Here is a 25,446-nt window from a genome sequence, read left to right as displayed (position 1 = left end):
CCGCAAGGTTGATTGCCACTGCTTCAGGCGCGCCCTGCGGCAGCGGATAGTAGCGATGGATCAATTCCCTGTGCACGCAAGGCCTGCTGCCACTTGCCGTCATGATCGGCACCAAAGATCAGTTCTTCGATGCCATCTCCGGTTAGCCAGCCATTTTCCAGCATCTCATCTTCGATCTGCCCTGGCCCCCAACCCGCATAGCCAAGCGCAAGCACGGCATCCTGCGGCCCCTGCCCTCGCGCCAGATCTTCCAGTATGTCCCGTGTGGTGGTCATGGCCAGCGCCCGCCCGATCCGCAACCGACCCTCGGGGTCTTCGCCATACTCGGGAACACTGTGCAGCACAAACCCGCGACCCGGCTCGACCGGGCCGCCAAAGCGCACCTCGATATGGCGCGCGTCATCTTCAACATCGATGCCCAACTGATCCAGCAATTCCGAAAACTTGATTTCAGGCAAGGGGTGGTTCAGCACCAATCCCATGGCACCTTCGTCAGAATGCGCGCACACCAACACGACCGCACGTTGAAAACGCGGATCCGTCATACCGGGCATGGCGATCAGGACCTTTCCGGTCAGGTTCTGCACTTTGTCGTCGTGATCGGGGCTGCTCATCGGGCCTCCTTTTCTCTCAAGATCGACCCTGAACGCCCCCGATGCAAGCCCCCCGCGTGAATGTGACTTCTTCAGATGCGACAGGCAGGTTAAACCACCCTCATGAAACCATTGATCCTTTCGACCTTCTGTCTTGCGTTTGGGGCCGGGGCCTGCCTCGGTTCTGATTTGCCGCCCGGCGTTACTTCGGCGCAACTTCTGCCTGGTTGGCTGGATCAGGACGGGAACCGCATCGCGGCAATCGAGCTGGTTCTGGAACCAGGCTGGAAAACCTATTGGCGCCAGCCGGGCGACACGGGCCTGCCCCCAAGCTTCGACTGGAGCGATTCGAACAATCTGGCGCAGGTTACGGTTCACTGGCCCGCCCCTGAAGCGATCCGTTCAGGGGACGAGATGACCTTGGGTTATCATGACCGCCTTGTCCTGCCCCTTCGCATCAGCCCGCAACATCCATCCCGCGACATAGACCTTCGCGTCGCGATGGATTTCGGGGTCTGCGAGAATATTTGCGTGCCGGCCCATGTGGTCATGAAAGCCGCCCCGCCTCTGCCCGAACCCGACCCACGCATTACCGCCGCATTGAGGCATGTGCCCCGGAAATCCGGGATCGTCCCCCCCTGCCATGTCAGCGCGATAGACGACGGACTGCGCCTTGTGGTCAACCTGCCGCAACCCGATGTCGAGGCTGCTGCGATCGAGATCCCGGACCAGCCCGAAATCTGGGTGTCAACGGCCCATCTGGACATGACGCCCGAAGGCATCACCGCCACCGCGGACCTTGTCCCCCCCGAGGCGCGCCCCTTCGATCTGGACATGTCGGGGCTGACAATCACCCTGATCGATGGCGAGGACGCAACCGAGATGCAGGGCTGCGCCCTGACAGGATAAGCATGGCGACGAATGCCGTGACGCCGACCAGCGCGATCACATACCACAGCAACGCCCGTGGAACCGATGCCGCAACCGGGAACCAGGCGGGCAGGACATTCGTGCCGTCTGGAAACAGCACTGCCGGCAACAGCGTCACGGCAAAGGTGGTAACGGCCAACCCCACCCCTGCGCGCATCGGCCCGGCCATTTCCCGGCTGCGCAAGCCGCGCCTGAACCCGGTTCTCAGCGCCCCGAAATCGGCGCCTATTCCCATGACGGCAGGCACCACCAGCAGCACGACGATCATCCCGAAACCCAGCCCGTAAGCCAGCGTCACCACCGTCGGCTTCAGGAACAGCGCCTGTGACGATCGCTCGTAAAGCAAGGGCGCCAGCCCCAGAACGGTCGTCGCCGTGGTCAGCAGAACCGGGCGAAACCTGTTACAGACCGCATCGACGATCGCCGGGCGAAGGCCACGATCCCGGGCATATTCGTCAACGGTCGAAATCAGCACGATGGAATCATTGATCACGATTCCCGACATCCCGATCAGGCCCACGACCGAAAACATCGACAGCGGCAGATCCCACAGGTAATGCCCCCAGACCGCGCCTATCAGGCCGAAAGGAATGACCGACATCACCACCAGCGGGCGGCTCCAGCTGGAAAAGATGAAGGCCAGCACCATATATATCCCGCTCAGCGCCAGGGCGAAGCCGGCCAGCGCGTCACTTAGGAAATTGCGTTCCTGTTCGGCCAATCCGGTGGTTTCGAAACTGATGCCGAACCGGGCCGCGATTTCGGGCATGATCTGCTGTTGCAGCGCAATGTTGATCTGTGCGGCAATTGTCGGATCGTCTTCCGAAATGTCGCCGGTGACCAGAATCATGCGCTCGCCGTTTTCGCGGCGCACGACCGAAAACCCGGCATCGCTTCCCACCGTGACGATATCGATCAGCGGCACCCATTGCCCGCTGGTCGTGCGCATCCTCATTCGTTCCAGAAAATCGCCGCGGCGTTCGCTTTCGGGCAATTCGACCCGGATCGCACCTGTTCTGGTTCCGACCGGAAAAGTCGCCGCCTCGATCCCGCCAAGACGCTGGCGCAGATCGCGGGCCAATCCTTCGGTGGTAAAGCCAAGCGCCTCGCCCTGGGGTGTCAACTGCAACGCCAACTCGTCCTTGTCATAAGACATGCTGTCTTCCAGCGCCGAAACCTGGGGATAACGGGCAAGTCGCGCCTTCAACGCCTCGGCGGCATCTTTCAAGGTCTTGGCCTCTCCCCCGGTCATGCGAACGGAAATGGCGTCACCGCCCGGCCCCGACCGAAAGCCGCGAAAACTGATCGTTTCCAGCAACGGATCCTGTGGCATGGATTGCTGCAAGGCCGAGACAAACTCGAAACTGGAATAGGGGCGGAAATCAGGATCGATCAGTTCCAGCTGCACCGCACCCAGCAGATCGACATCCTTTGTGTCCGCCCCCGGCAGGGGGCGGCCGGAATTGCTGCCCACCATAGTCATTGCATGGGTCACCGGGTTGATGCCGTATTCATGTTCATAGTCCAGGGCAACGCGATCAACCGCGCCCTGAACCAATCCCATGACACGCAACGTGTCCTGGCGGGTCGCACCCGGCAGCATCGCGAAATTACCCGCCACGCTGCCCTGTTCGGGCGCGTTGAAAAAGCGCCACGGCACCTGCCCCGACATCAGACTGCCCACCGCCCATGCAAACAACGCAACGGTTGCGGCCAGCACCGGATAGCGCAGACGCAACACCCAGCCCGTCAACGGACGCAAGACACGGTGCACAAAGCGATCCAAGCCCGCATTCACCAACTTGGACGGTCGGTCATACCAGTTCCGCCGGGCCGAACGGGTCAATGCATGGGACATGTGATTGGGCAAGACAAGGAAACATTCGACCAACGAGGCGATCAGCACCAGAATCACCGTCAGCGGAATATCCGCAATCAGATCTCCGAACCGTCCGCCGATCGCGACCAGCCCCGCAAAGGCAATGATCGTCGTCAGCGAAGACGACACCACCGGCGCCGCCATTCGCGCCGCCGCGCGTTCGGCCGCAACCACCGCCGGTTCCCCCAGCTTGCGCGCCCGGTAATCGGCGTGTTCGCCCACCACGATCGCGTCGTCGACAATGATCCCCAATGTCAGGATCAGCGCGAATAGCGAAATCATGTTCAGGGTCATGCCTGTCGCGAACATCAGCCCCGCCGCGGCCAGCAACGAGGCGGGAATGCCCATCGCAACCCACAACGCCGTTCGGGCGTTCAGAAACAGGAACAACAATGCCACGACCAGCGCCAGTCCGATCGCGGCATTGTCCAGCAACAGTTCCAGGCGCGCGGCGATACGTTCTGCCCGGGCGCGCACCAGCTCGACCCCGACGCCGGCTGGCAAGGCGGGACGCATCTCGTCCGCGACATTTTCAACGATTTGCTGCATCGCAATCGCATCGCCCGATGCACTGCGCTGAACGCGCACCATGACGGCCGGGTTTCCATCGACATAATAAGCCGTGTTTCGATCCATCCCCGATTGCCGCACATCTGCGACATCTCCGATGGTCAGTTGCGTGCCATCGGGCAAAGCGGTCAGCGACAGCGCCGCGATCGTCGCGGGGTCACGGTTTTCGGCACCGGTCCGCACCCGTGACGCCCCTGATGCTATTTCGCCCGCAGGGCTGACCGACGCCGCCGCTGCCACGACCGAAGCAACCTGTTCCAGCGTAATGTCATGGCGCAGCATATCCGCGACCCGCATCTCGACAAGCGTTTCGGGGGCCGCAAGTCCGGTGATCGTCAGACGAGTGATGCCCCGTGCATACAGGCGGTTGATGAAATCATCCGCGATGCGGCCAAGCTGATCCAGGCCCACGGGTCCGGAAATCACGACATCCGCAACGCGGTCACGCCAGGAATTTCGGGTTATTTCCGGCTCTTCGGCATCCTCTGGCAGATCACCGGCACCGGTCAGCGCGGTTTCGACATCGGCGGTGGCGCGCGCCATGTCCCAGCCCGGCTCGAACTCGATCTCGATACGGGCCACGCCCTGAACCGCCCGCGATGATGTCAGCGTGGCCCCTTCGACCCCCATCAACGCGGGTTCGAGAACCGCAACAATGGACCTGTCCACATCATCGGGGCCGGCACCATCCCAGCGCACCTCGACATCAACCTCCTGGATCACGGTATCGGGGAAATACTGCGCCCGCAGCTTTGGCGCGCCATACAGCCCACCGATCACCATCACTGCCATCACAAGGTTTGCCAACGTCGCGTGGCGCACGAAAAGCGAAAGGATCCCCCGCCCCTCAGCCATTGCCCTTTCCTTGCGTCTTGCGGGCCTGTTGATCCTGCTTCGGGTCAGGTGCCGCGGCATCGCGGACCCGGATTCCCACCCCAAGCTGGGGTGCGCGTTCGGCGACGATACGGGCATCGCGCAACCCAGGTCCGACATCGATAATGATGTCGTCCCCTTGCCGGCGCAAAATGGTCACGGGCTGTGCATGCAATCGGTCATCGTCGCCCACGACCAGAACCGCGCCATCGGAACCCACGGCGGAAGCCGGCAGAACCGAGGCATTCTCCAATACCGGTTCGGAAATTTCGAGACTGACGAAATCGCCGGGGCGCATCGTTTCGCCCCCGCCATCGATACTGGCATAGATGACGCGCCCGGTGGTGCCTGCGGCAACCGAAGCGGCTGCCCTGTGCAGATGCGCCTGCGCCGTCAGGCGTCCCGCCGATCCATCCAGAACGACCGTCGCCGGCCGACCATTGAAACCGCCATCCGGTCCGGCAAGGCGCGAAAACTGATCCAGCGACAACGGCGCCTTTACCTCAAGCGCATCAGGATCAATTATTTCAGCCAACTGCTCGTTCACGCTGACCAGCCCGCCCTGAACGGCCGTGACACTTGTCACCCGGCCCGAAAACCCGGCCCTGATTTCGGTATCAGCCAAGGCGCGCCTGGCTTCGGAAAGGTCGATTTCGGCACGCCGCAACCCATTGGTCGCGGCGGTGACAGATGATTCAGCCGCAGCCAAGGCAGACCGGCCCGCAATCACGGCCTGCTCGGCCGATGACGCGGCAAGTTGCGAAGCCTCGCGGTCGATGCTGGTACCAAGCCCACGCGCCGCAAGCGATTCCTGGCGCGCGACGGCCGCGCGGCGCAATTCGGCCTGCCGCTCGGCCGCGGCCAGATCATCGGCTGCCACCTGAACATTGCGTCGCGCATCGCGCAGCGTCGCTTGAGCATCATCGCGGGCCGCAAGCTGATTGTCGACCGCAGCCTGGGCCGCGGCAGGATCGATCCGCACCAGCAACTGACCGGCAGCGACAACACCGCCTTCCTGCATCTGCGCATCAAGATAGACGATCTGTCCGCTGGACCCTGCGCGCAACTCCAGGCGTCGGCGTGATTCAACCGTGCCAAACACCCGCATCAGGGGTGTCACCTGCGTCGGCGTCACCATCATCAAGCGCGCTGTATACACCTGTTCGGCACGTTCCGGCCCTGCGCGCCCCGCCCCGTCATCTGCGTTGCCAATTCGCCACAGGTGAACCCCCGCCAAGAACAGCAGGCCAAGCGTCAGAAAGGTGAGGAACAGCCCCATCAGGCTGCGAAACAAGAAACGCATGCGATTAAGTCGGATCCTTTTGATCCCCTTCTATCACATGATGAAGAAACAAACCCTAAACGGAAAGCGATTCCAGCCGCGCGGACAGCGAAAGCAGATCGGCCCAGGCCTCGCGCTTGGCAATCGGGTTGCGCAGCAGATAGGCCGGATGGGTCATCGGCAGGGCTGGCCGGCCGAAAGCCTCGGTCCATTGCCCGCGCAGACGCAGGATGCCCCGCCGCCCGATTGCGGCCTGACAGGGCACATTGCCCATCAAGACCACAAGATCAGGTGATACCAGTTCTACATGGCGGCGCAGAAACGGCATGCTGAGTGCGATTTCCTCGTCACTTGGATCGCGATTCCCCGGCGGACGCCACGACAGCACATTGGCGATATACACCGATTTTTCCGCATCGACGGCGTTGCGCGACAGACCGATTGCATCAAACATCCGGTCAAGCAACTGCCCCGCCTGACCGACAAACGGCCGGCCCTGCCGATCCTCTTCATCGCCCGGCGCTTCGCCCAGAACCAACACGCGCGCTTTCTGGTTGCCATCTGCGAAACAGAAATTTCGCGCACCTTTCTTCAGTTCGATGCCGTCAAATTCCTGCTGCGCCATGGCCAGCGCCTCTAGATCCGTCGCGGCCGCCGCAAGCGTTTCGGCCCGCCCGATCCGCGTCTTCAGATCGTCGTCCTGTGCGGATTGCGGGGTCGGGCGGGCTGAGGCGGGGGGCTGAGCCTGCAACGGCGGCGCTGCTGCTGCGCCGCCTTGCCGGGGCGCCAGTTCAAACCGGTCCAGCGGAACATCCAGCATGGCCTCATCCGCGCCCATTTCAGCCTGCCATTGCAGCAGCGCCAACGCGGTTTCGCCATCCAGTTCGATACCCTGATATGTCGGAACAGTATTCATGAAACGCCAAGCTAGGCCGCTTCGCCGCGGCGGACAAGATCAGTCGACCATCAACATGTAACCCGTTCCGCGAACGGTTTGCAGATATCTGGGCTCTTTCGGGTCGGCCTCAATCTTGCGACGCAGCCGGGTCATCTGGACATCGATCGCGCGTTCGGAATTGTCGCTTTCTTCGCCGCCACCGCGCCCCAGGTCATCAATCAACTCGGCACGACTGACCGGTTGCCCGCGGCTTGAAGCCAGCTTGCGCAGCAACGCCTGTTCCGTGCCGGTCAGGCGCATGATCGAGTCGCCCTGCCACAATTCACCCTTTTCGGTGTCGTAGCGCAGATGGCCAAGATTCAGGAATTTCGGCTGCGTGGCCTCGGGCGTGGGAATCCGCCGCAGGATCGCCTCGATCCGCAACAACAATTCCCGTGGTTCAAACGGCTTGGGCAGGTAATCGTCGGCCCCGCTTTCCAACCCGGTAATCCGATCTTCGATGTCGCCGCGCGCGGTCAACAACAAAATCGGTGTCTGGATTTTCTGACGCAACGCCGATGTCAGCGCAAAGCCGTCTTCGCCCGGCATCATCACGTCCAGCACGATCAGGTCGAATTCCAACCCCGCCAACAGCCGCCTGGCTTGCGCGGCGTCGCGCGCCATCGTGACCATAAAGCCGTTCTTGCGCAGGAACCGCCCCAACAAGGCGCGAATACGTTCATCATCGTCAACAATCAGAATATGGGTATCCGGACTGTTCATGGCTGGGCCTCAATCTTGCTCGGGCAATTCCTTCATTGCCTGATACTGCGCCCGCGTCTCGGGGTCCATCATCGCTTCCAGAACCTGGCGAAACCCAGCAACGGCCTGTGGCCCCGCATTTCGATAGGCCGTGCGCATCCTGGCACGCTGTGCCTCGGACAGACGCCGTTCCAGCGCGGTGCCGGAATCGGTCAGGTACAGCAGGCGTTCCCGCCGGTCGCGGCGCCCGACCCGGCTTTCGACCAGCCCGTCTTCGACCAATGTGCGCAACACCCGGTTGAGCGATTGCTTGGTGACGCCAAGAACCGCCAGCAGCGCCGTCACTTTCAGGCCGGGGCTGCGATGAATGAAATGCAGGGCGCGGTGATGGGCGCGGCCATAATCCATCTCTGCCAGGATCAGATCCGGATCCGATGTAAACGCGCGATAGGCAAAGAACATCGCCTCGATGCCACGCCGCAACTGGTCATCGGTCAGAAACAGCAGATCCTCGCCGACCATTGTCTGGATGCGCGCTTTGTTCTGCATTCGACGTCCTTCCTTCAATTTGCCGACGTGATAGGGCAGCGTTGTTGACTTTCCAAGATTCGATTGCTAGCCGTCAAGAGCTTCGCGCAACAAAAAGGCCGGATTCGGGCGGTCTTGCGCAAGATATGCAAAACCCGACCCTGATGGAGAACAAGATGACGGCGGCATATGACGATCGCGACGGCAAGATCTGGATGGATGGCGAACTGGTCGACTGGCGCGACGCGAAGGTGCATGTTCTGAGCCACGCGCTGCACTACGCCAGTTCGGTCTTCGAGGGCGAACGCTGCTATAACGGCAAGATCTTCAAGGGACATGAACATTCGCTGCGCCTGATCGAATCGGGTCGCCTGCTGGACATGCCCATTCCCTATTCGGCCGAGGAAATTGACGCCGCGAAAGAATCAGTCCTCAAGGCCAACGGCTTTGAAAACGCCTATGTGCGCGTTGTCGCCTGGCGCGGTTCAGGTGAAGACATGGGTGTCTCGGCCAAGAGAAACCCGGTCCGCATGGCCGTCTGCGCCTGGGAATGGGGCAGCTATTACGGCGATGCGAAATGGCAGGGCGCCAAGCTGGACGTCGCGAAGTGGAAACGCCCCAGCCCGGAAACAATTCCGACCGCGGCCAAGGCCGCCGGCCTTTACATGATCTGCACCATGTCCAAGCACGCCGCCGAGGCCAAGGGTTGTTCCGACGCGCTGTTCATGGATTGGGAAGGCTATGTGGCCGAAGCGACCGGCGCGAATATCTTCTTCCTGAAAGATGGCGAGATTCACACCCCGCTGGCCGATCGTTTCCTTGACGGAATCACGCGCCGCACCGTGATCCAGATGCTGAAGGACAAGGGCCTGACCGTGCATGAGCGCCGCATCAAGCCCGAAGAGTTGGAAAGCTTTCAGGAATGCTTCCTGACCGGCACCGCAGCCGAGGTCACCCCGGTCGGCCAGATCGGCGATTGGCATTTCCAGGTCGGCCAGACCACGCGCAGCATTGCGGAAGATTACGAGACACTGGTCCGTTCCTGAACGGGCCTTACCAGCCCGCCACGGGCTTAATGAAGTTAATGAAGCAGAATGGCCACCGGGGACGTCCCCGGTGGCCATTCTCGCAATCGGGGCCATGCCAGCCCGGCGGGCAGGCAGCCTGCTATGCCAGACGGCCGCGCTCGATCCTTAGAAACTGGGCGGTCTTGCGATTTTCATCGCCGCGCATCTGTGGACGCGACCTCAATCTGGCAATCACCGGATGCATCCCGTCCTGGCGTTCCTGACGGGTGAATTCACGCAGCCGCTGGCCGCCGTGGTTTCGTGGTTGATCGCTGATATGCTTGGTCATGATGGACCCTCCTCCAGAGCCGTGGACCCTGAATATAGGGCCGAATCGGACCAAGTTAAACCTTCAAGCCGCCTTGATTCCCTGCGCGGCGGACAGCACGGCATAGAGCGCCGCCTGATTGTCGTTTGATCTCAGCTTGTTGCGCAGGTCGGCATCACGCAATGTCCGCGACACCAATGCCAGGGCCTTCAGATGGTCGACACCGCTGGTCTCAGGTGCAAGCAACGCAAAGATCAGGTCCACGGGTTGCCGGTCGACGGCATCGAAATCCAGCGGCTTTTCAAGCCTCAGGAACAGCCCGACGACACGATCCAGCCCGTGCAGCCGGGCATGCGGCAGGGCGACCCCCTGCCCGACACCGGTCGGCCCAAGGCTTTCCCGTTCTTGCAGGGCATCCAGAACCTCGGATTGCGGCAGCTTGTATTCCGCGTTCGCCAGATCGGCCAGTTCCTGAAACAACCGTTTCTTGGACGTGACCTGTCCAAGTGACCGGACGGCCTCTGGCTTGAGAATCTCGCTGAGTTGCATTGCGACACGTCTTTCCTAAGCTGTGCGCCCCCGGACGGTCATCCGGGGGCGGCGCAGTTTCCTGGCGTGGCAGATCGGCTTCAGCCGTTACCGCGCGGGTCGATCCATCCGACATTGCCGTCATCACGGCGATGGACGACATTCACGCCGCCATGTTTTTCGTTGCGGAACACCAATAGCGGCGCCCCGGCCAATTCCATCTGCATCACCGCATCGCCAACCGACAAGGTCGGCACACGGGATTCCATTTCGGCGATGATGATTGGCTGCAGGCCACTTTCCTGCGATTCCCAATCCGCCTCGTCAGCGGCAAGCACATACATGCCTGCCTGACCGAATTCAACAGGCTCGGAGCGGTCCTTGTGATGGTCTTTCAGGCGCCGCTTGTAGCGGCGCAACTGCTTGTCCATCTTTTCCCGGCAGGTTTCAAATGCACCATAGACCTCATTCGCGGCACCGCGTGCCTGCACGGTCAGCCCGGTGGACAGGTGCACGACGATATCGCAGACGTATTGATGCGCATCACGGGAAAATGTCACGGTTGCGTCGGTCGGACGTTGGGAATATTTCGTGACCGTGTCCCCAAGCTCTGCCTCGACATGTGTCATGAGGGCATCGCCAACATCAATGTGTTTTCCGCTGATGGTGTAGCGCATCGTCTTTCCTCTTCGGTTGCCCGTCTCCGCATGCGCCGACCCGTTCAAGCAGCCGGCATGCGGCGGAAAACGGGGATGGCGGGGCACGGCGTGATACCGCACCCGCATAACTCAATTTGGTGACAGCAAAGCGGATCTGTCAACGGCAACACACAACACAGTGACAAATTTCCTGGTGGGAATCAGCCCAGATTGAAGCTTTCGCCCAAATAGACCTCGCGCACCTTGGGGTCGGCAACGATTTCCGCGGTGGTCCCCGACATCAGGACATGCCCATCATGGAGGATATAGGCGCGGTCGACGATTCCCAGCGTTTCGCGCACGTTGTGATCGGTGATCAGGACGCCGATCCCCCGCGATTTCAACGCATGCACCAGTTCGCGTATCTCACCGACAGCGATCGGATCGACACCGGCAAAGGGTTCATCCAAAAGCAGAAAGCTGGGATCCGAGGCAAGACAACGGGCGATTTCGACCCGACGCCGTTCTCCGCCCGACAGCGCCATCGCCGCCGCACCGCGCAGATGGGTGATCGAGAAATCGCCCAGCAATTCCTCTAGCCGGTCGCGCCTGTGGCGGGGATCGCGCAAGGTCACCTCAAGAACGGACATGATGTTCTGTTCGACCGACAGCCCACGAAAAATCGACATCTCCTGGGGCAGATAGCCGATTCCCATCCGTGCGCGGCGAAACATCGGCAGGCGCGTCGCGTCCTGGCTGTCGATCAGCACCTGTCCGGCATCGGGGGGCACAAGCCCGGCGATGCAGTAAAAGCAGGTGGTCTTGCCAGACCCGTTCGGCCCCAGCAGCGCCACGACCTCGCCCCGCTTCAAGGAAACGGACACGTCGTGAATCACCGGGCGCTTGCGGTACGACTTGCGCAGCCCATGCACCTCGAGGCCGGCGCCATCCTTGCGTGCTGACGAGCGCTGCATCAGTTGCCGCCCTGTTGCAGGATCGAACGCACACGGCCATCGACCTGCGCGGTGCCATTCACGAGATCAACGGTCATCCGGTCACCTGTCAGCACATTTTTCCCCTGCGCCAGCACGACATCCCCGGTCAGAATCACGCCGCCGCTTTCCACCTGATAGATGGCTTCGCGCGCTTCGGCTGCATCAGATCCTGACACCAGGGTGACATTGCCAACCGCGTGCATTGACCGGATACGCGACTGGTCTTCATTGGCGTATTCCACGGTAACCCGATCGGCAGACAGGCGCATCTCGCCCTGACCAATCACGACATTGCCCGAAAACACGGCATTGCCATCGGCCTGATCCACCTCGAGCTTGTCAGCCGCAACTTCGACAGGCGCCGAACTGTCGGCCTTCATCCCGCCAAAGGCAACGCTTTGCGCGGCGGCTGGCCCCGCGGCAAGAAGCAGGGCAATGATCAGGGGGCGCAACATGGCACGGTCCTTCGCTAGCTTAGGGTTGGTATAGCAGACGGACGCCGCCGGAAAAGCTCAAGACGGCAGGATTTTCCGCCGTGGCAGCCCCGCCTTCCGTCGGCTTGGTGTGCAATTCCATATCCTCGGAGGTGATTTTTCCAAAAGGCCCCGTCGCCACGACACCATTGCTTGCGCCCAGATGGGACCGATCGGTCGCCGCCTCGACCTCTGGGGCCGACAGGGTCCAACCCGAGGACAGGGACATCTGCACCCCCCCGCTCAGCGCGATCAACGCCTCGCCTACACCGGCATTGGGGGCGGTCAGATGCGCCGCCAGACCATCGGGGCGAACCCAGTCCAGCACGACCTGCTGCAACGCGGCGTCGCGTTCATCACTTGCGGGCGTGGCATCCATGGCGCGCAACGTGACCTCGGCCCCATCGCCGGTTACCCCCGCAAATTCGGGGGCAACGATGCGAGGTTCGCGGGCCATCTGCTGTGCATCCACCTCGGCATAGGGAATGCGGGAATCACCATCGGGCCGGCGCGAGAACAGAAACATCGTCGACAGGATCGCAAGAGCCACCAAAGGCAGCAGGACGCGCAACCATCTGACGATGCGGGTGCGGTTCATCCGATCAGACCATTCCGGCGCGCAGACAGTCGTGGATATGCAGGATCCCGCGCGGCACTCCGTTCTCGACCGCGAACAGACAGGTGATCTTGCGCGACTGCATCTCGGCCAGGGCGGCCTCGGCCAGGGCGTCGGGTTCGATCACGCGCGGCGAAGCTGTCATCACCTCGCCCGCCTTATGCCCCAGCAGCCCGTCCATGTGCCGCCGCAAGTCACCATCGGTGATGATCCCGGTCAGCTGCCCGTCCGCGCCGACGACCCCGGCAACCCCATAGCCTTTCTGGCTGATCACCAGCAGCGCCTCGGTCATCGGCGTATCTTCGGATACCAGCGGCAGATCGGCATGCATCAAATCGCCAACCTTCGCCAGCAATGCACCCAGCTTGCCCCCCGGGTGGAACGTGCGGAAATGTTCGGGCGTAAAGCGGCGATGCTCCATCAGCGCGATTGCCAGTGCATCGCCCAGTGCCAGCGTCATCGTCGTCGAGGTCGTCGGAACGATCCCGTTTCCACAGGCTTCTTCCGCGGCAGGCAACACCAGCGCGACATCCGATTGCCGCAACAGGGTCGAAGCCGGACGCGACGCGACGCCGATCAGCGGAATCTGAAAGCGCCGCGTATGGGCGATCAGATCGGCCAGTTCGGGCGTTTCGCCACTGTTGGACAGAACAAGCGCCACGTCCGATTGGGTCACCATGCCCAGATCGCCATGGCTGGCTTCGGCCGGATGGACGAATTGCGCGGGCGTGCCGGTCGAGGCCAGCGTCGCCGCAATCTTGCGCGCGATATGGCCGGATTTCCCCATCCCGGACACGATCACACGCCCCCCGGCCCCAAGGATCAGGTCGATCGCCTTCTGAAATTCAGGCCCCAGGGATTGCGCAAGCTGTTCCAGTCCCTGTGCTTCGGTCCGGATGACGCGGAGGGCAGTGTCGAGATACGTGGTCATTGCGGCTACCTAGTGATGAAAGATGTCTTTTTCATCCCCCCAGCCCAACAGGTCCAGATGGGCCCGGGCAGGAAGGAAATCGAAACAGGCCTGCGCAAGGCCAAGGCGGTTTTCGCGGCGCAGCCGTTCCTCCAACGCCTCTTTGAGCTTGTGCAGATGCAGAACATCCGATGCCGCGTATTCAAGCTGTGCATCGGTCAGGTCATCGGCACCCCAGTCGCTGGTCTGCTGTTGCTTGCTGATATCGACGCCGACAAGCTCGTTCAGCAAGTATTTCAGCCCATGACGATCGGTAAAGGTGCGCACCATCTTGGATGCGATCTTGGTGCACCAGACCGGCGAGGTCACCACCCCAAAGGCATTTTCCAAGGCCGCAATGTCAAAGCGGCCGAAATGGAACAGTTTGACGACCTTGGGGTCGGTCAGCATCCGGCACAGATTCGGGGCCTCGGTCTGGCCGCGCTCGATCTGGACCAGATGTGCATCACCATCACCCGACGACATTTGCACAAGGCAAAGCCGGTCGCGCCTGGGGTCCAGGCCCATCGTTTCGGTATCGATTGCGACGACCGAGCCAAGGTCAAGATCGTCGGGAAGGTCGTTCTGGTATAGATGAATACTCATCGCTTCGTCCGCTTTTGGCTGGCTGCCGCCTCTCTGACCAGAAACGGGCGGAACGTTCCACCAAAAACCGCATTGTTCACCCGAAGGGTGGCCGCACGACGTCGGGGCAAACCCAAGAAAAACACGGCCCAGGTCATTGTAAGAAAACAAAAAACCCGCAGCTCTGGAGAGCTGCGGGTTTTTTGGTGCCCAGGAGAGGACTCGAACCTCCACGCCTTGCGGCACACGGACCTGAACCGTGCGCGTCTACCAATTCCGCCACCTGGGCAGGTGGTGTAGGCGGGGTCTCTAAAGGCAGTCGCGGGGGGCGTCAATGGGAGATTTCATATTTTTTGCACGCGACCTCAAAAAAATCCTTCGCAACCCGCTACGGGCCTGAAACTGCCTCAAATGACAGATACTATCTCGCGCGATTTTAGATCATATTGCTGCATAAGTAATTGGTATGCCTGCCTGGCAGGCTGTTGGGAACGAGTAAATGTTGGACGATTTTATCTCCCGGGATTGGGATGTCATAGTCATTGGCACAGGCATCGGCGGCGGCAGCACCGCGCGCCGCATCGCAGAGGCGGGACATTCCGTGCTGATGCTGGACAAGGGCCCCGACCTGGACGGCAGCAACGGCGTCGAGGTCGAGACCGGCGCAACCGACCCTGCCGATCGCCTGAACGAAGGCATCTGGCCCTATCCGTTGGAAGCCAGGATCGACGGACGCGATTCCCAATTGTTCGGCATGGTCGGCGCCTGTGTCGGCGGAACATCGACCTTTTACGCCGCAACGCTTGAACGCCCGGAGCCGCATGATCTCGACGATTCGTCGGAACGGCCGCACCCAACGGGCGGCTGGCCGGTCAGCTATGATGAAATGCGCGGCTATTTCGATCTTGCCGAAAAAAACTTTCGCATCAGCGGCGAGGTCGATCCGCTAGGCGGCATTGACGCGCCAGAGCTGCGCCCCGCGCGCAGGGTGACGCCGGTGGATGCTTCGCTGCGCGCGTCATTTTCCAAAGCGGGGCTGAACCCCTATCAAACCCATCTCGCGGCGGAATTTCCGCCCGACTGCCAACAATGTTTCGGCAGGCGCTGCCCGCGCCCCTGCAAGATGGATGGCCGCTCTGCAGGGGTTCTTCCGGCGCTGAAAACCGGGCACGCGCATCTTCTTGACCGATGCAACGTGACCCGCATCGACGCTGGTGAGCGGGTCAACCAGATCATTTGCGATCGGGACGGAGAAAGCTTTTCCCTCACGGCGCGTCACTATGTCCTTGCCGCTGGCGGCCTTGGATCACCCTCGCTGATGCTGAAATCCAGGAACGAGGCGTGGCCGGACGGGCTTGGCAATCGCAGCGATCAGGTCGGGCGCAACCTGATGTTCCATCTCAGCGAAATGCTGGCAATCTGGCCGGGCAACGGCACCAGGTCCAGATCGCCCAGCCGCGCAATCAGCCTGCGCGACCTGTACCACAAGGACGGACAACGATTTGGGTTGATCCAGTCCATGGGAATCGACGCCGGATATGGCGAGGTTCTTTATGCGCTGAACGAAATGTTCGACCGCTCGGCACTGCGCAAGCTGCGCCCCCTGCGGCACGTCCTGCGCGCGCTGCCCTACGGGATCCTGCCGGTCCTGGGACCTGCCAAGATCTTTGTCGGTGTGCTTGAGGATCTGCCCTATGCCGAAAACCGGGTGTTGATCGATCCGACGCACCCCGACAAGCTGAAGTTCGAATACCACATCCATGATGAGCTGAAAGAACGTCGCACGGCCTTTCGCCGCGAAATGAAGCAGGCCTTCCGAAAGCACCGGCGCATCTTCTTCAACCACATGCCGAACCTGAACTTTGCCCATCCCTGCGGAACACTGCGCTTCGGCAACGACCCGCGCAACAGCGTGCTGGACCGCAACTGCCGGGTGCATGGAATTGACAACCTGACAGTGGCCGATTCAAGCTTCATGCCGACGTCGAACGGCTGCAATCCCAGCCTGACGATTGCCGCGAATGCCTATCGCGTTGCCGATACGTTGATCGCCGAGCTGAAGGCCGGCTAAGCCTGCGGCTTGTCGTGGCACCCGCGCTTGGGTATTGAACGACTGGATGCTGCACGAAGGAGGCAAGAAGCCAATGGCGAATCTGGTCACGATCTTTGGTGGGTCGGGCTTTGTCGGTCGGCAGGTTGCGCGACTGATGGCCAAACGCGGATGGCGTGTGCGGGTCGCGGTACGGCGCCCGGACGAAGCCCTGTTCACCCGCACCTATGGTGCCGTCGGACAGGTGGTGCCCGTGCTGTGCAACATTCGTGACGAAGCCTCGGTCCGGGCGGCGATGTCCGAGGCGGACGCCGTTGTGAACTGTGTGAATATCGAACGCGCTGAAGGCAAAAGCACCTTTGCCAATGTCTTTGAAGAAGGCGCCGAACATATCGCCCGCATTTCCGCGGAGATGGGCGTTGCCCGTATCGTGCATCTGTCGGGGATCGGCGTCGATCCGGAATCGGCCAGCCGCTATGTCGCCGCCAAGGCGCGCGGCGAAGCTGCGGTCCTGCAACACCGCCCCGACGCGATCGTGCTGCGCCCATCGGTGATCTTCGGCACCGATGATCACTTTTACAACCGGTTTGCCAGCCTTGCCCGGCTGGGGCCGGTGATGCCCATTGCCGGGGGCCGTTCCCGCATGCAACCGGTCTATGTCGAAGATGTCGCCCAGGCCGCCGCGATGGGCGCGGCCGGCGAAGCCGAGCCAGGCATTTACGAACTGGGCGGCCCCGATGTCATGACCCTGCGCGAGATTGTTACCCAAACGCTCCGGGTGGCCCATCGTCGCCGGCTGATCATCAATATGCCCTTCTGGCTTGCAGGCATCGGCGCCGCGGTATTGGACGGCGCGCAGTTCGCCAGCTTCGGGCTGTTCAAGAACAAGATCCTTGGGCGCGACCAATTGCTGTTGCTCGCCAAGGATAATGTGGCCGACCCGGACGCCAAGGGCTTTGGCGACCTGGGAATTCAACCAACCGCGGCCGAAGCGGTCATCGACGATTACCTGTGGCGGTTCCGGCCCTCGGGGCAATATGACGCGATCAAGAATTCGGCCAAGAATCTTCGCGGGTTTTAATGGAACCAAATACGATTATTGCGGCGGTCCTCGGGCTTCTTGAGGGCCTGACCGAATTTATTCCGGTGTCATCCACAGGGCATGTCCTGCTTGCTGGACGGTTCCTTGGATTCGAGTCGCCCGGACGCGCGTTCGAGGTGGTCATTCAACTCGGTGCGGTTCTGGCCATTCTGGGCGTCTACTCAACGCGCCTCTGGGCCATTTTTTCGTCGGCCCCGCATGATCCTGCCTCGCGCCGTTTTATCGCCGCGGTCCTGCTGGCCTTCCTTCCGGCCGTCGTGATTGGCGTTCTGGCACATGACATCATCAAGACCGTGCTGTTTGAAACGCCCATCCTGATCGCGGTGATGCTGATCCTAGGCGGGATAATTTTGCTGTTCGTCGACCGTTGGGCCAAGAATCCCCGCTATTTCCGGGCCGAGGATTTTCCGCTGTCCATGGCCTTCAAGATCGGGTTCATCCAATGTCTGGCCATGATTCCGGGTGTGTCACGTTCCGGGGCAACAATCGTCGGGGCGCTGACACTGGGCGCTGACAAGCGGTCGGCCGCCGAGTTTTCCTTTTTCCTGTCTATGCCCACGATGCTGGGCGCCTTTGTCTATGACCTTTACAAGAATCGCGATATTCTGGATGCGGCGGCGCTTGGCAACATCGCGGTGGGCTTTGTCTGTGCCTTTCTGACCGCGATTGTCGTCGTGCGCTGGCTGCTGGGCTATGTGTCACAGAATGGCTATGCGCTGTTTGCCTGGTGGCGGATCATCGTCGGAAGCGTTGCTTTGCTGGCTCTGCTGGCATTTTAGTCAGCACTGCTGACCTAAAAAGTCGAGGTCGGGGCGATTTATGTCCCAACAAAGCGCGAAAAACGCCAGAAAGGTCAGCATGGCTGACTTTTCATTCCCGGCCGCATCGTTTATTCGAACCTCGGAAGTTCCTGACAGTTCGGAAGGTTGCGCAGCCATGGCCACGCAGAAGATGTTGAAATTCGTATCGACCCCGCGCGAAATGCCGGAAAAACGCTCGGCCGCCGAGCGAAGCGAAGACTTCCACGAAATTTACCGCGAATTCGCTGCCCAGAAGGCGGCCGATCAAGCAGGCCGTTGCAGCCAGTGCGGCGTGCCCTATTGTCAAAGCCATTGCCCGCTGCACAACAACATCCCCGACTGGCTGCGCCTGACCGCCGAAGGCCGCCTGCAAGAGGCATACAAGGTCAGTCAGGCCACCAACACATTCCCGGAAATCTGCGGCCGGATTTGCCCACAGGACCGGTTGTGCGAAGGCAATTGCGTGATCGAACAATCCGGCCACGGCACCGTCACCATCGGCGCGGTCGAGAAATACATCACCGATACCGCCTGGGAAGAGGGTTGGGTCACTGCGGCGATGCCGGCGCAAGAACGCTCGGAATCGGTTGGCATCATCGGCGCCGGCCCCGGCGGGCTGGCGGCAGCCGATATGCTGCGCCGCCAGGGCTTTCAGGTTACCATCTATGACCGCTATGATCGCGCAGGCGGGCTGCTGACCTATGGCATCCCCGGCTTCAAGCTGGAAAAAGACGTGGTCATGCGCCGCAACAAGCTGCTTGAGGATAGCGGTGTCGAGTTCGTGCTGAATTGCAATGTCGGCGAGGATATCAGCTTTGACGCGATCCGCGGCAAGCATGATGCCGTGCTGATCGCCACCGGCGTTTACAAGACCCGCGATCTGGACATCGACAATGCAGATGCCGGCGGCGTCGTCCGCGCCATCGATTACCTGACCGCCAGCAACAAGGTCGATTTCGGCGATGACGTTCCCGATTACGACGACGGCGAACTGAACGCCAATGGCAAGCGCGTCATCGTCATCGGCGGCGGCGACACCGCCATGGACTGCGTGCGCACCGCCATCCGTCAGGGCGCGCAATCGGTCAAATGCCTGTATCGTCGCGACCGCGCCAACATGCCCGGTTCGCAGCGCGAAGTGCAGAATGCCGAAGAAGAAGGCGTCGAATTCGTCTGGCTGTCGGCCCCCGGCTCGTTCAGCGGTCATGTCACCGGCGAAGCCGCCGTCGCGCAGGAAGCCGATGTCGATGGCGTCGATCAGGTCGCCAGCGTGCGTATCCAGAAAATGCGCCTCGGCCAGCCGGATGTGACCGGCCGTCAATCGCCCGAACTGATCGAAGGTGCCGATTACGACGAGCCCGCCGATCTGGTCATCAAGGCGCTTGGTTTCGAACCCGAGGAACTGCCGCGCCTTTGGGGAACCGAAGGTCTCGAGGTCACCCGCTGGGGCACCATCAAGGCCGATTTCCAGACGCACCGGACCTCGCTTCCCGGGGTCTATGCCGTGGGTGACATCGTGCGCGGCGCCAGCCTGGTTGTCTGGGCGATCCGCGATGGTCGCGAGGCCGCCGAATCGATCGCCGATTTTCTGACCGGCGATGCACGCATCGCAGCCCAGTAAGATCGCCATGATGCCAAGTCATGCAAAGATCGCCACCCATCCGCGCCAGGATCGCCGCACCGGCGCCGCCCGGGCGCGGACCGGGACCGTTCTGGCGCTGATATGGGCGGCGACCGCCGCCCTGCCCGGCCACGCGGCGACATTCAACACACCTCAGGGCTGCACCCTGGAGGTCACGGTGCAGAATCGCGGCTGTTCGGTCGGTCAATATTATCGCTGCACCGCCGATCCCGACGGCCATCAGCGCAGTGCGCTGTTCGGTCAGGACGGATTGACGCATCAGTCGCGGATCGATTCGGAAACGCGCTGGATCGAAAGCTCGGACCCGGATACCGGGCTTGAGGATATGCTGGTCGAAGAGGCCCGCGATCATGCAAGCTTTTCGACGCTGATCGAAACCGGACACGACGATTTCGATTTCTGGACCGTGTCCGGCACGGGCGAACGCCTGCACCATGTCGGCGAAGATATCCTGACCGGCGAAACCGTCACCATTGACGGGATCCAGCTTGAGAAAACCGAGTTCCGGCTGACCACCAGTGACGCCAGCGGCGAGGTGCTGATCACCCGCGAAGGGCAGCAATTCATCAACCGCGCCATGCGCCGCTTTTACGGCGGCATTGAAATTCAACGCGACTGGACCGGCGAACGTCGGGAAACAAATGACAGCCCCGTGCTGTTCAGCTTTCCCGGAGAGCCCGGCTTTGGCGAGACAACACCACAATTCGACTGCGATCAGTTGATGACGCAGCTTCTGCACGAAAGGGCCCAGCTATGAGCAAGGATTGGCAGCAAGAAGAACAGGCCCGCCGCGACTGGATGGCCGAAAACAGCCTGTATCGGGCCGAGGACGAACATTCCTCATGCGGCGTTGGCTTCGTCGTTGACCTGAACGGCAAACCCAGCCGAAAGGTCGTGCAGAACGGCATCGACGCGCTGAAGGCGATCTGGCATCGCGGCGCCGTGGACGCCGATGGCAAGACCGGCGACGGGGCGGGCATCCATGTTCAGATCCCGGTTCCCTTTTTCTATGATCAGGTGCGGCGCACCGGACACGAACCCGATCAGAACAAGCTGATCGCGGTTGGCCAGGTCTTTCTGCCGCGCACCAATTTTGCCCAGCAGGAAACCTGCCGGACCATCGTGGAATCCGAAGTTCTGCGGATGGGGCACTATATCTATGGCTGGCGCCACGTTCCTGTGAACACCGCTGTTCTGGGCGAAAAGGCGAATGCCACCCGCCCCGAAATCGAACAGATCCTGATCCGTTGCGAAAAGGACATCGATCAGGTCCAGTTCGAGCGTGAACTCTACATCATCCGCCGCCGGATCGAAAAGGCTGCCATTGCCGCGCAGGTCACGCAGCTTTATTTCTGTTCGCTGTCCTGCCGCAGCATCATCTACAAGGGCATGATGCTGGCCGAGCAGGTCGCGGAATTCTATCCCGACCTCAAGGACGAGCGGTTCGAATCCAGCTTCGCCCTGTATCACCAGCGCTATTCGACCAACACATTCCCGCAATGGTGGCTGGCCCAGCCGTTCCGCATGCTGGCCCATAACGGCGAGATCAATACGCTGAAAGGCAACCTGAACTGGCTGAAAAGCCACGAGATCCGCATGGCAAGCGGTGCCTTTGGCGACATGGCCGAAGACATCAAGCCCATCGTCCCGGCAGGGTCGTCGGACAGCGCCGCGCTGGATTCGGTGTTCGAGGTTCTGGTCCGTTCGGGCCGCAGCGCGCCGATGACCAAGACGATGCTGGTACCGGAAAGCTGGTCCAAGGCCACGACCGACATGCCCAAACCGTGGGCGGACATGTATGCCTATTGCAACTCGGTCATGGAACCATGGGACGGTCCCGCCGCACTGGCCATGACCGATGGTCGCTGGGTCTGTGGCGGCCTGGACCGGAACGGTCTGCGCCCGATGCGCTATGTCGTGACCGGAGACAATCTGCTGATCGCCGGCTCCGAGGTGGGCATGGTGCCGATCAACGAATCCTCCGTGCGCGAAAAGGGCGCGCTTGGTCCGGGTCAGATGATCGCCGTCGATATGTGGGAAGGCAAACTGTATCACGACACGGCGATCAAGGATCGCCTGGCCGGCAGCCAGCCTTTTGGCGAGTGGATCGAAAAGGTCGTCGACCTGAACCACATCATGCGCGACCTGCCCGAACAGCATCGCTTCGAAGGTGACGACCTGCGCCGCCGCCAGACCGCAGCCGGCTATACCATGGAAGAGCTGGAACACGTGCTGTCGCCGATGGCCGAAGACGGCAAAGAGGCAATCGCCTCGATGGGTGACGACACGCCCCCCGCGGTGCTGTCCAACCAGTATCGCCCGATGAGCCACTTTTTCCGCCAGAACTTCAGCCAGGTGACCAATCCACCGATCGACAGCCTGCGTGAAACGCGGGTCATGTCGCTGAAGACGCGCTTTGGCAACCTGAAGAACGTGCTGGATGAATCCAGTTCGCAGACTGAAATCCTGACGCTGGAAAGCCCGTTCATCGCCAATGGTGAATTCGGCGAGATGTGCAAGATGTTCGGCGACACCGTCACCTATATCGATTGCACCTTTGCCACCAATAGCGGCGCCGATGCCCTTGGCGAGAATCTGGCGCGAATCCGCGCCGAGGCCGAGGATGCCGTGCGCTCGGGTGCCGGGCATCTGGTCCTGACCGATGAACATCAGGACGAAAGCCGCGTTGCGATGCCGATGATCCTTGCAACCAGCGCGGTGCATTCCTGGCTGACACGCAAGGGGCTGCGGACCTTCTGTTCGATCAATGTGCGTTCGGCCGAATGCATCGATCCGCATTACTTTGCGGTGTTGATCGGTGGCGGTGCCACCACGGTCAATCCCTATCTGGCGCAGGATTCGATCAATGACCGGATCGAACGCGGGTTGCTGGGCGGCACGCTGATCGAGAACATGCGCCGCTATCGCGATGCGATTGACGCGGGTTTGCTGAAAATCATGGCCAAAATGGGCATCTCGGTCATTTCGTCCTATCGCGGCGGCCTGAATTTCGAAGCTGTCGGCCTGTCCCGCGCCATGGTCGCCGAGTATTTCCCCGGCATGCACAGCCGCATCAGCGGCATCGGCCTGCACGGCCTGCAAAGCAAGCTGGAGGAGACCCACCAAAAGGCCTTCAGCGGCGACAACGCCGATCTGCTGCCGGTGGGTGGTTTCTACAAGCTGCGCCGCTCGGGCGAAAAGCACGCCTGGGAAGCCAACACGATGAAATTGCTGCAGATGGCTTGCGACAAGGCAAGCTATGACATCTGGAAACAGTTCAGCGCGACGATGCGTGCAAACCCGCCGATCCATATCCGCGACCTTCTGGACATCAAGCCGCTTGGCAAACCGGTGCCGATCGAGGAAGTGGAATCGATCACCTCGATCCGCAAGCGTTTCGTGACGCCGGGCATGTCGCTGGGGGCGCTGTCGCCCGAGGCGCATATGACGCTGAACATCGCGATGAACCGCATCGGCGCGAAATCCGACAGCGGTGAGGGCGGCGAAGATCCGGCCCACAGCCACCCGCTGCCCAATGGCGACAACCCCTGCGCCAAGATCAAGCAGGTCGCATCGGGTCGTTTCGGCGTCACCGCCGAATATCTGAACGCCTGCGAGGAACTGGAAATCAAGGTCGCGCAGGGCGCCAAGCCCGGCGAGGGTGGCCAGCTGCCCGGCATGAAGGTGACCAAGCTGATCGCCCGCCTGCGCCACTCGACGCAGGGCGTGACGCTGATCTCGCCGCCGCCGCACCACGATATCTACTCGATCGAGGATCTGGCGCAGCTGATCTACGACCTCAAGCAGATCAACCCGCGCGCCAAGATCACCGTCAAGCTGGTGGCATCCAGCGGCGTCGGCACGATCGCGGCGGGCGTGGCCAAGGCCAAGGCCGACGTGATCCTGATCTCGGGCCATAATGGCGGCACCGGCGCGTCGCCCGCGACCTCGGTGAAATTCGCCGGCCTGCCGTGGGAAATGGGTCTGACCGAGGCGCATCAGGTTCTGGCGATGAACCGTCTGCGCGAACGCGTCACGCTACGCACCGATGGCGGTCTGCGCACCGGTCGCGACATCGTCATGGCCGCGATGATGGGGGCCGAGGAATACGGCATCGGCACCGCCGCCCTGATCGCGATGGGCTGCATCATGGTCCGCCAGTGTCAGTCGAACACCTGCCCCGTGGGCGTCTGCACGCAGGATGAAAAGCTGCGCGCGATGTTCACCGGCAGCGCCGACAAGGTCGTGAACCTGATCACCTTCTATGCCCAGGAAGTGCGCGAGATCCTGGCCTCGATCGGGGCGCGCAGCCTTGACGAGGTGATCGGCCGCGCCGACCTGCTGACCCAGGTCAGCCGTGGCGCCGCGCATCTGGACGATCTGGACCTGAACCCGCTACTGATCACCGTCGATGGCTGGGACAAGATCGTCTATGACCGCTCCAAGCCGCGCAACGCGGTGATGGACACGCTGGACGCGGAAATCATCCGCGATGCCGAGCGGTTCTTCAGCGATGGCGAAAAGATGCAGCTGTCCTATGCGGTCCGCAACACGCTGCGCACCATCGGCACGCGCACATCCAGCATGATCGTTCAGAAATTCGGCATGCGGAACAAGCTGCAGCCCGATCACTTGACCGTGCGGCTGACCGGCAGCGCCGGGCAGGCGTTGGGTGCCTTTGCCGCGCCGGGGCTGAAGCTGGAAGTGTCGGGCGATGCCAATGATTATGTTGGCAAAGGTCTGTCGGGTGGCACCATCACGGTCCGCCCGCCCATGGCCAGCCCCCTGAAGGCCGAGGACAACACCATCATCGGCAATACGGTGCTTTACGGTGCGACCGACGGGCATCTGTTCGCGGCAGGTCGTGCAGGGGAACGTTTCGCAGTGCGCAACAGTGGCGCCAAGGTCGTCATCGAAGGATGCGGCACCAACGGTTGTGAATACATGACCGGCGGCACAGCGGTCATCCTTGGCTCGATCGGGGCGAATTTCGGGGCCGGCATGACCGGCGGCATGGCCTATCTCTACGATCCAGAGGGCCATGCCCGCGACTATATCAACGCCGAAACGCTGGTCCTGTGCCCAGTCACCCAAGAGCATTGGGAAAACGAGCTGAAATCGCTGATCGAACGCCACCAGATCGAAACGATGTCGCGCAAGGCAGAACAGATCCTGCAGGACTGGGATCAGGAAAAGGCCAACTTCCTTCAGGTTTGCCCCAAGGAAATGCTGCCCCATCTCAGCCATCCGATCGTACCGGTCGACGAAAGCAGCGCCGTTCCGGCCGAATAGGCCCGACCCGGTTGACAGAACATGACGCGGCCCCATCCGGGGCCGCGTTTTTCGTGACCGACCTCGTGTTTTGCATGTGATGAAATTCCAAACCAAAGTCGGAGGCGATTTTCTGCGCCGATCGCGTCATCATGGTCCCGTGACGGC

The 25,446-nt window shown here is 61.5% G+C and carries 22 protein-coding genes and 1 tRNA gene; 8 read left to right on the top strand and 15 right to left on the bottom strand.

The genetic code is table 11. The annotated features are described in order from the left end of the window. Positions 1-23 precede the first annotated feature (23 nt). Positions 24-614, bottom strand: coding sequence for a YqgE/AlgH family protein (locus tag PAF17_RS06875; RefSeq protein WP_271888355.1), 591 nt, complete (start codon positions 612-614; stop codon positions 24-26). Positions 615-716: 102 nt separating this feature from the next. Between PAF17_RS06875 and PAF17_RS06870 the strand changes: the two genes are divergently transcribed. Continuing rightward, on the top strand, positions 717-1,502 hold the full coding sequence (locus tag PAF17_RS06870; protein ID WP_271888354.1) for a protein-disulfide reductase DsbD domain-containing protein: 786 nt from the start codon (positions 717-719) through the stop codon (positions 1,500-1,502). Here the strand turns inward: PAF17_RS06870 and PAF17_RS06865 are convergent. Genes PAF17_RS06865 through PAF17_RS06845 form a run of 5 tightly spaced genes read right to left on the bottom strand, consistent with a single transcriptional unit; the run spans position 1,444 to position 8,315 of the window. Continuing rightward, positions 1,444-4,827 carry an efflux RND transporter permease subunit gene (locus tag PAF17_RS06865; protein ID WP_271888353.1) on the bottom strand — a complete coding sequence of 1,128 codons (3,384 nt, stop codon included), beginning with the start codon at positions 4,825-4,827 and terminating at the stop codon, positions 1,444-1,446. The two genes, PAF17_RS06870 and PAF17_RS06865, sit on opposite strands and share 59 nt — an antisense overlap. Continuing rightward, a complete protein-coding gene (locus PAF17_RS06860) occupies positions 4,820-6,148 on the bottom strand; it encodes an efflux RND transporter periplasmic adaptor subunit (protein ID WP_271888352.1) in 1,329 nt (442 codons plus the stop codon). Before PAF17_RS06860 ends, PAF17_RS06865 begins: the two co-directional genes overlap by 8 nt. A 55-nt stretch (positions 6,149-6,203) precedes the next feature. Then, a complete protein-coding gene (locus PAF17_RS06855; RefSeq protein WP_271888351.1) occupies positions 6,204-7,043 on the bottom strand; it encodes a uracil-DNA glycosylase in 840 nt (279 codons plus the stop codon). Positions 7,044-7,082: 39 nt separating this feature from the next. Continuing rightward, positions 7,083-7,787 carry a response regulator gene (locus tag PAF17_RS06850; protein WP_271888350.1) on the bottom strand — a complete coding sequence of 235 codons (705 nt, stop codon included), beginning with the start codon at positions 7,785-7,787 and terminating at the stop codon, positions 7,083-7,085. 9 nt (positions 7,788-7,796) lie between these two features. Next, positions 7,797-8,315 (bottom strand): MarR family winged helix-turn-helix transcriptional regulator, encoded by a 519-nt coding sequence (locus PAF17_RS06845; RefSeq protein WP_271888349.1) that lies wholly within the window; start codon positions 8,313-8,315, stop codon positions 7,797-7,799. 155 nt (positions 8,316-8,470) lie between these two features. On the opposite strand from PAF17_RS06845, the gene PAF17_RS06840 reads away from it, so the two are divergent. After that, on the top strand, positions 8,471-9,340 hold the full coding sequence (locus tag PAF17_RS06840; RefSeq protein WP_271888387.1) for a branched-chain amino acid aminotransferase: 870 nt from the start codon (positions 8,471-8,473) through the stop codon (positions 9,338-9,340). A 121-nt stretch (positions 9,341-9,461) separates the two neighbouring features. Here PAF17_RS06840 and PAF17_RS06835 read toward each other — a convergent pair whose 3' ends face one another. From PAF17_RS06835 to PAF17_RS06795, 9 genes are all read right to left on the bottom strand, one after another. Beyond that, entirely contained in the window at positions 9,462-9,650 is a 189-nt protein-coding gene (locus PAF17_RS06835; RefSeq protein ID WP_271888348.1) for a hypothetical protein, read from the bottom strand. Positions 9,651-9,713: 63 nt separating this feature from the next. Next, positions 9,714-10,178 carry a PTS IIA-like nitrogen regulatory protein PtsN gene (ptsN, locus tag PAF17_RS06830; RefSeq protein WP_271888347.1) on the bottom strand — a complete coding sequence of 155 codons (465 nt, stop codon included), beginning with the start codon at positions 10,176-10,178 and terminating at the stop codon, positions 9,714-9,716. Positions 10,179-10,258: 80 nt separating this feature from the next. Continuing rightward, on the bottom strand, positions 10,259-10,834 hold the full coding sequence (gene hpf / locus PAF17_RS06825; RefSeq protein ID WP_271888346.1) for a ribosome hibernation-promoting factor, HPF/YfiA family: 576 nt from the start codon (positions 10,832-10,834) through the stop codon (positions 10,259-10,261). Positions 10,835-11,016: 182 nt separating this feature from the next. Next, on the bottom strand, positions 11,017-11,769 hold the full coding sequence (lptB, locus tag PAF17_RS06820; protein ID WP_271888345.1) for an LPS export ABC transporter ATP-binding protein: 753 nt from the start codon (positions 11,767-11,769) through the stop codon (positions 11,017-11,019). Beyond that, complete coding sequence (lptA, locus tag PAF17_RS06815) at positions 11,769-12,245, bottom strand: lipopolysaccharide transport periplasmic protein LptA (protein ID WP_271888344.1); 477 nt, start codon at positions 12,243-12,245, stop codon at positions 11,769-11,771. The genes lptB and lptA overlap by 1 nt, the downstream gene beginning before the upstream one ends. A 19-nt stretch (positions 12,246-12,264) precedes the next feature. Next, positions 12,265-12,861, bottom strand: coding sequence for a hypothetical protein (locus PAF17_RS06810; RefSeq protein ID WP_271888343.1), 597 nt, complete (start codon positions 12,859-12,861; stop codon positions 12,265-12,267). A gap of 4 nt (positions 12,862-12,865) precedes the next feature. After that, a complete protein-coding gene (locus PAF17_RS06805) occupies positions 12,866-13,810 on the bottom strand; it encodes a KpsF/GutQ family sugar-phosphate isomerase (protein ID WP_271888342.1) in 945 nt (314 codons plus the stop codon). Positions 13,811-13,819: 9 nt separating this feature from the next. Further along, entirely contained in the window at positions 13,820-14,434 is a 615-nt protein-coding gene (locus PAF17_RS06800; protein WP_271888341.1) for a ribonuclease D, read from the bottom strand. Between the two features lie 183 nt (positions 14,435-14,617). Then, a tRNA-Leu gene (locus PAF17_RS06795) sits at positions 14,618-14,702 on the bottom strand. A gap of 210 nt (positions 14,703-14,912) precedes the next feature. Here PAF17_RS06795 and PAF17_RS06790 point away from each other — a divergent pair. The 6 genes from PAF17_RS06790 to gltB all read left to right on the top strand — a co-directional run bounded on the left by PAF17_RS06790 (position 14,913) and on the right by gltB (position 25,299). Further along, positions 14,913-16,484 (top strand): GMC oxidoreductase, encoded by a 1,572-nt coding sequence (locus tag PAF17_RS06790; RefSeq protein WP_271888340.1) that lies wholly within the window; start codon positions 14,913-14,915, stop codon positions 16,482-16,484. Positions 16,485-16,557: 73 nt separating this feature from the next. After that, positions 16,558-17,544: a complex I NDUFA9 subunit family protein gene (locus PAF17_RS06785; protein WP_271888339.1), complete on the top strand. Its 987-nt coding sequence runs from the start codon at positions 16,558-16,560 to the stop codon at positions 17,542-17,544. After that, positions 17,544-18,344: an undecaprenyl-diphosphate phosphatase gene (locus tag PAF17_RS06780; RefSeq protein WP_271888338.1), complete on the top strand. Its 801-nt coding sequence runs from the start codon at positions 17,544-17,546 to the stop codon at positions 18,342-18,344. Before PAF17_RS06785 ends, PAF17_RS06780 begins: the two co-directional genes overlap by 1 nt. A gap of 157 nt (positions 18,345-18,501) precedes the next feature. Then, positions 18,502-19,986 carry an NAD(P)-dependent oxidoreductase gene (locus PAF17_RS06775; protein ID WP_271888337.1) on the top strand — a complete coding sequence of 495 codons (1,485 nt, stop codon included), beginning with the start codon at positions 18,502-18,504 and terminating at the stop codon, positions 19,984-19,986. A gap of 10 nt (positions 19,987-19,996) precedes the next feature. After that, a complete protein-coding gene (locus tag PAF17_RS06770; RefSeq protein WP_271888336.1) occupies positions 19,997-20,764 on the top strand; it encodes a hypothetical protein in 768 nt (255 codons plus the stop codon). After that, positions 20,761-25,299 (top strand): glutamate synthase large subunit, encoded by a 4,539-nt coding sequence (gltB, locus tag PAF17_RS06765; protein ID WP_271888335.1) that lies wholly within the window; start codon positions 20,761-20,763, stop codon positions 25,297-25,299. The genes PAF17_RS06770 and gltB overlap by 4 nt, the downstream gene beginning before the upstream one ends. Positions 25,300-25,446 lie beyond the last annotated feature (147 nt).

Source organism: Paracoccus onchidii (genome assembly GCF_028294535.1).
Taxonomy (GTDB): domain Bacteria; phylum Pseudomonadota; class Alphaproteobacteria; order Rhodobacterales; family Rhodobacteraceae; genus Paracoccus; species Paracoccus onchidii.
Note: the sequence above shows the minus strand (reverse complement) of the source record. Positions and strands in the feature narration are given on the sequence as shown.

Excerpts from the sequence above, each read along its gene's own strand:
- PAF17_RS06875 (WP_271888355.1), bottom strand. The coding sequence starts at position 614 with ATGAGCAGCCCCGATCACGACGACAAAGTGCAGAACCTGACCGGAAAG.
- PAF17_RS06870 (WP_271888354.1), top strand. The coding sequence starts at position 717 with ATGAAACCATTGATCCTTTCGACCTTCTGTCTTGCGTTTGGGGCCGGG.
- PAF17_RS06865 (WP_271888353.1), bottom strand. The coding sequence starts at position 4,827 with ATGGCTGAGGGGCGGGGGATCCTTTCGCTTTTCGTGCGCCACGCGACG.
- PAF17_RS06860 (WP_271888352.1), bottom strand. The coding sequence starts at position 6,148 with ATGCGTTTCTTGTTTCGCAGCCTGATGGGGCTGTTCCTCACCTTTCTG.
- PAF17_RS06855 (WP_271888351.1), bottom strand. The coding sequence starts at position 7,043 with ATGAATACTGTTCCGACATATCAGGGTATCGAACTGGATGGCGAAACC.
- PAF17_RS06850 (WP_271888350.1), bottom strand. The coding sequence starts at position 7,787 with ATGAACAGTCCGGATACCCATATTCTGATTGTTGACGATGATGAACGT.
- PAF17_RS06845 (WP_271888349.1), bottom strand. The coding sequence starts at position 8,315 with ATGCAGAACAAAGCGCGCATCCAGACAATGGTCGGCGAGGATCTGCTG.
- PAF17_RS06840 (WP_271888387.1), top strand. The coding sequence starts at position 8,471 with ATGACGGCGGCATATGACGATCGCGACGGCAAGATCTGGATGGATGGC.
- PAF17_RS06835 (WP_271888348.1), bottom strand. The coding sequence starts at position 9,650 with ATGACCAAGCATATCAGCGATCAACCACGAAACCACGGCGGCCAGCGG.
- ptsN (WP_271888347.1), bottom strand. The coding sequence starts at position 10,178 with ATGCAACTCAGCGAGATTCTCAAGCCAGAGGCCGTCCGGTCACTTGGA.
- hpf (WP_271888346.1), bottom strand. The coding sequence starts at position 10,834 with ATGCGCTACACCATCAGCGGAAAACACATTGATGTTGGCGATGCCCTC.
- lptB (WP_271888345.1), bottom strand. The coding sequence starts at position 11,769 with ATGCAGCGCTCGTCAGCACGCAAGGATGGCGCCGGCCTCGAGGTGCAT.
- lptA (WP_271888344.1), bottom strand. The coding sequence starts at position 12,245 with ATGTTGCGCCCCCTGATCATTGCCCTGCTTCTTGCCGCGGGGCCAGCC.
- PAF17_RS06810 (WP_271888343.1), bottom strand. The coding sequence starts at position 12,861 with ATGAACCGCACCCGCATCGTCAGATGGTTGCGCGTCCTGCTGCCTTTG.
- PAF17_RS06805 (WP_271888342.1), bottom strand. The coding sequence starts at position 13,810 with ATGACCACGTATCTCGACACTGCCCTCCGCGTCATCCGGACCGAAGCA.
- PAF17_RS06800 (WP_271888341.1), bottom strand. The coding sequence starts at position 14,434 with ATGAGTATTCATCTATACCAGAACGACCTTCCCGACGATCTTGACCTT.
- PAF17_RS06790 (WP_271888340.1), top strand. The coding sequence starts at position 14,913 with ATGTTGGACGATTTTATCTCCCGGGATTGGGATGTCATAGTCATTGGC.
- PAF17_RS06785 (WP_271888339.1), top strand. The coding sequence starts at position 16,558 with ATGGCGAATCTGGTCACGATCTTTGGTGGGTCGGGCTTTGTCGGTCGG.
- PAF17_RS06780 (WP_271888338.1), top strand. The coding sequence starts at position 17,544 with ATGGAACCAAATACGATTATTGCGGCGGTCCTCGGGCTTCTTGAGGGC.
- PAF17_RS06775 (WP_271888337.1), top strand. The coding sequence starts at position 18,502 with ATGGCCACGCAGAAGATGTTGAAATTCGTATCGACCCCGCGCGAAATG.
- PAF17_RS06770 (WP_271888336.1), top strand. The coding sequence starts at position 19,997 with ATGCCAAGTCATGCAAAGATCGCCACCCATCCGCGCCAGGATCGCCGC.
- gltB (WP_271888335.1), top strand. The coding sequence starts at position 20,761 with ATGAGCAAGGATTGGCAGCAAGAAGAACAGGCCCGCCGCGACTGGATG.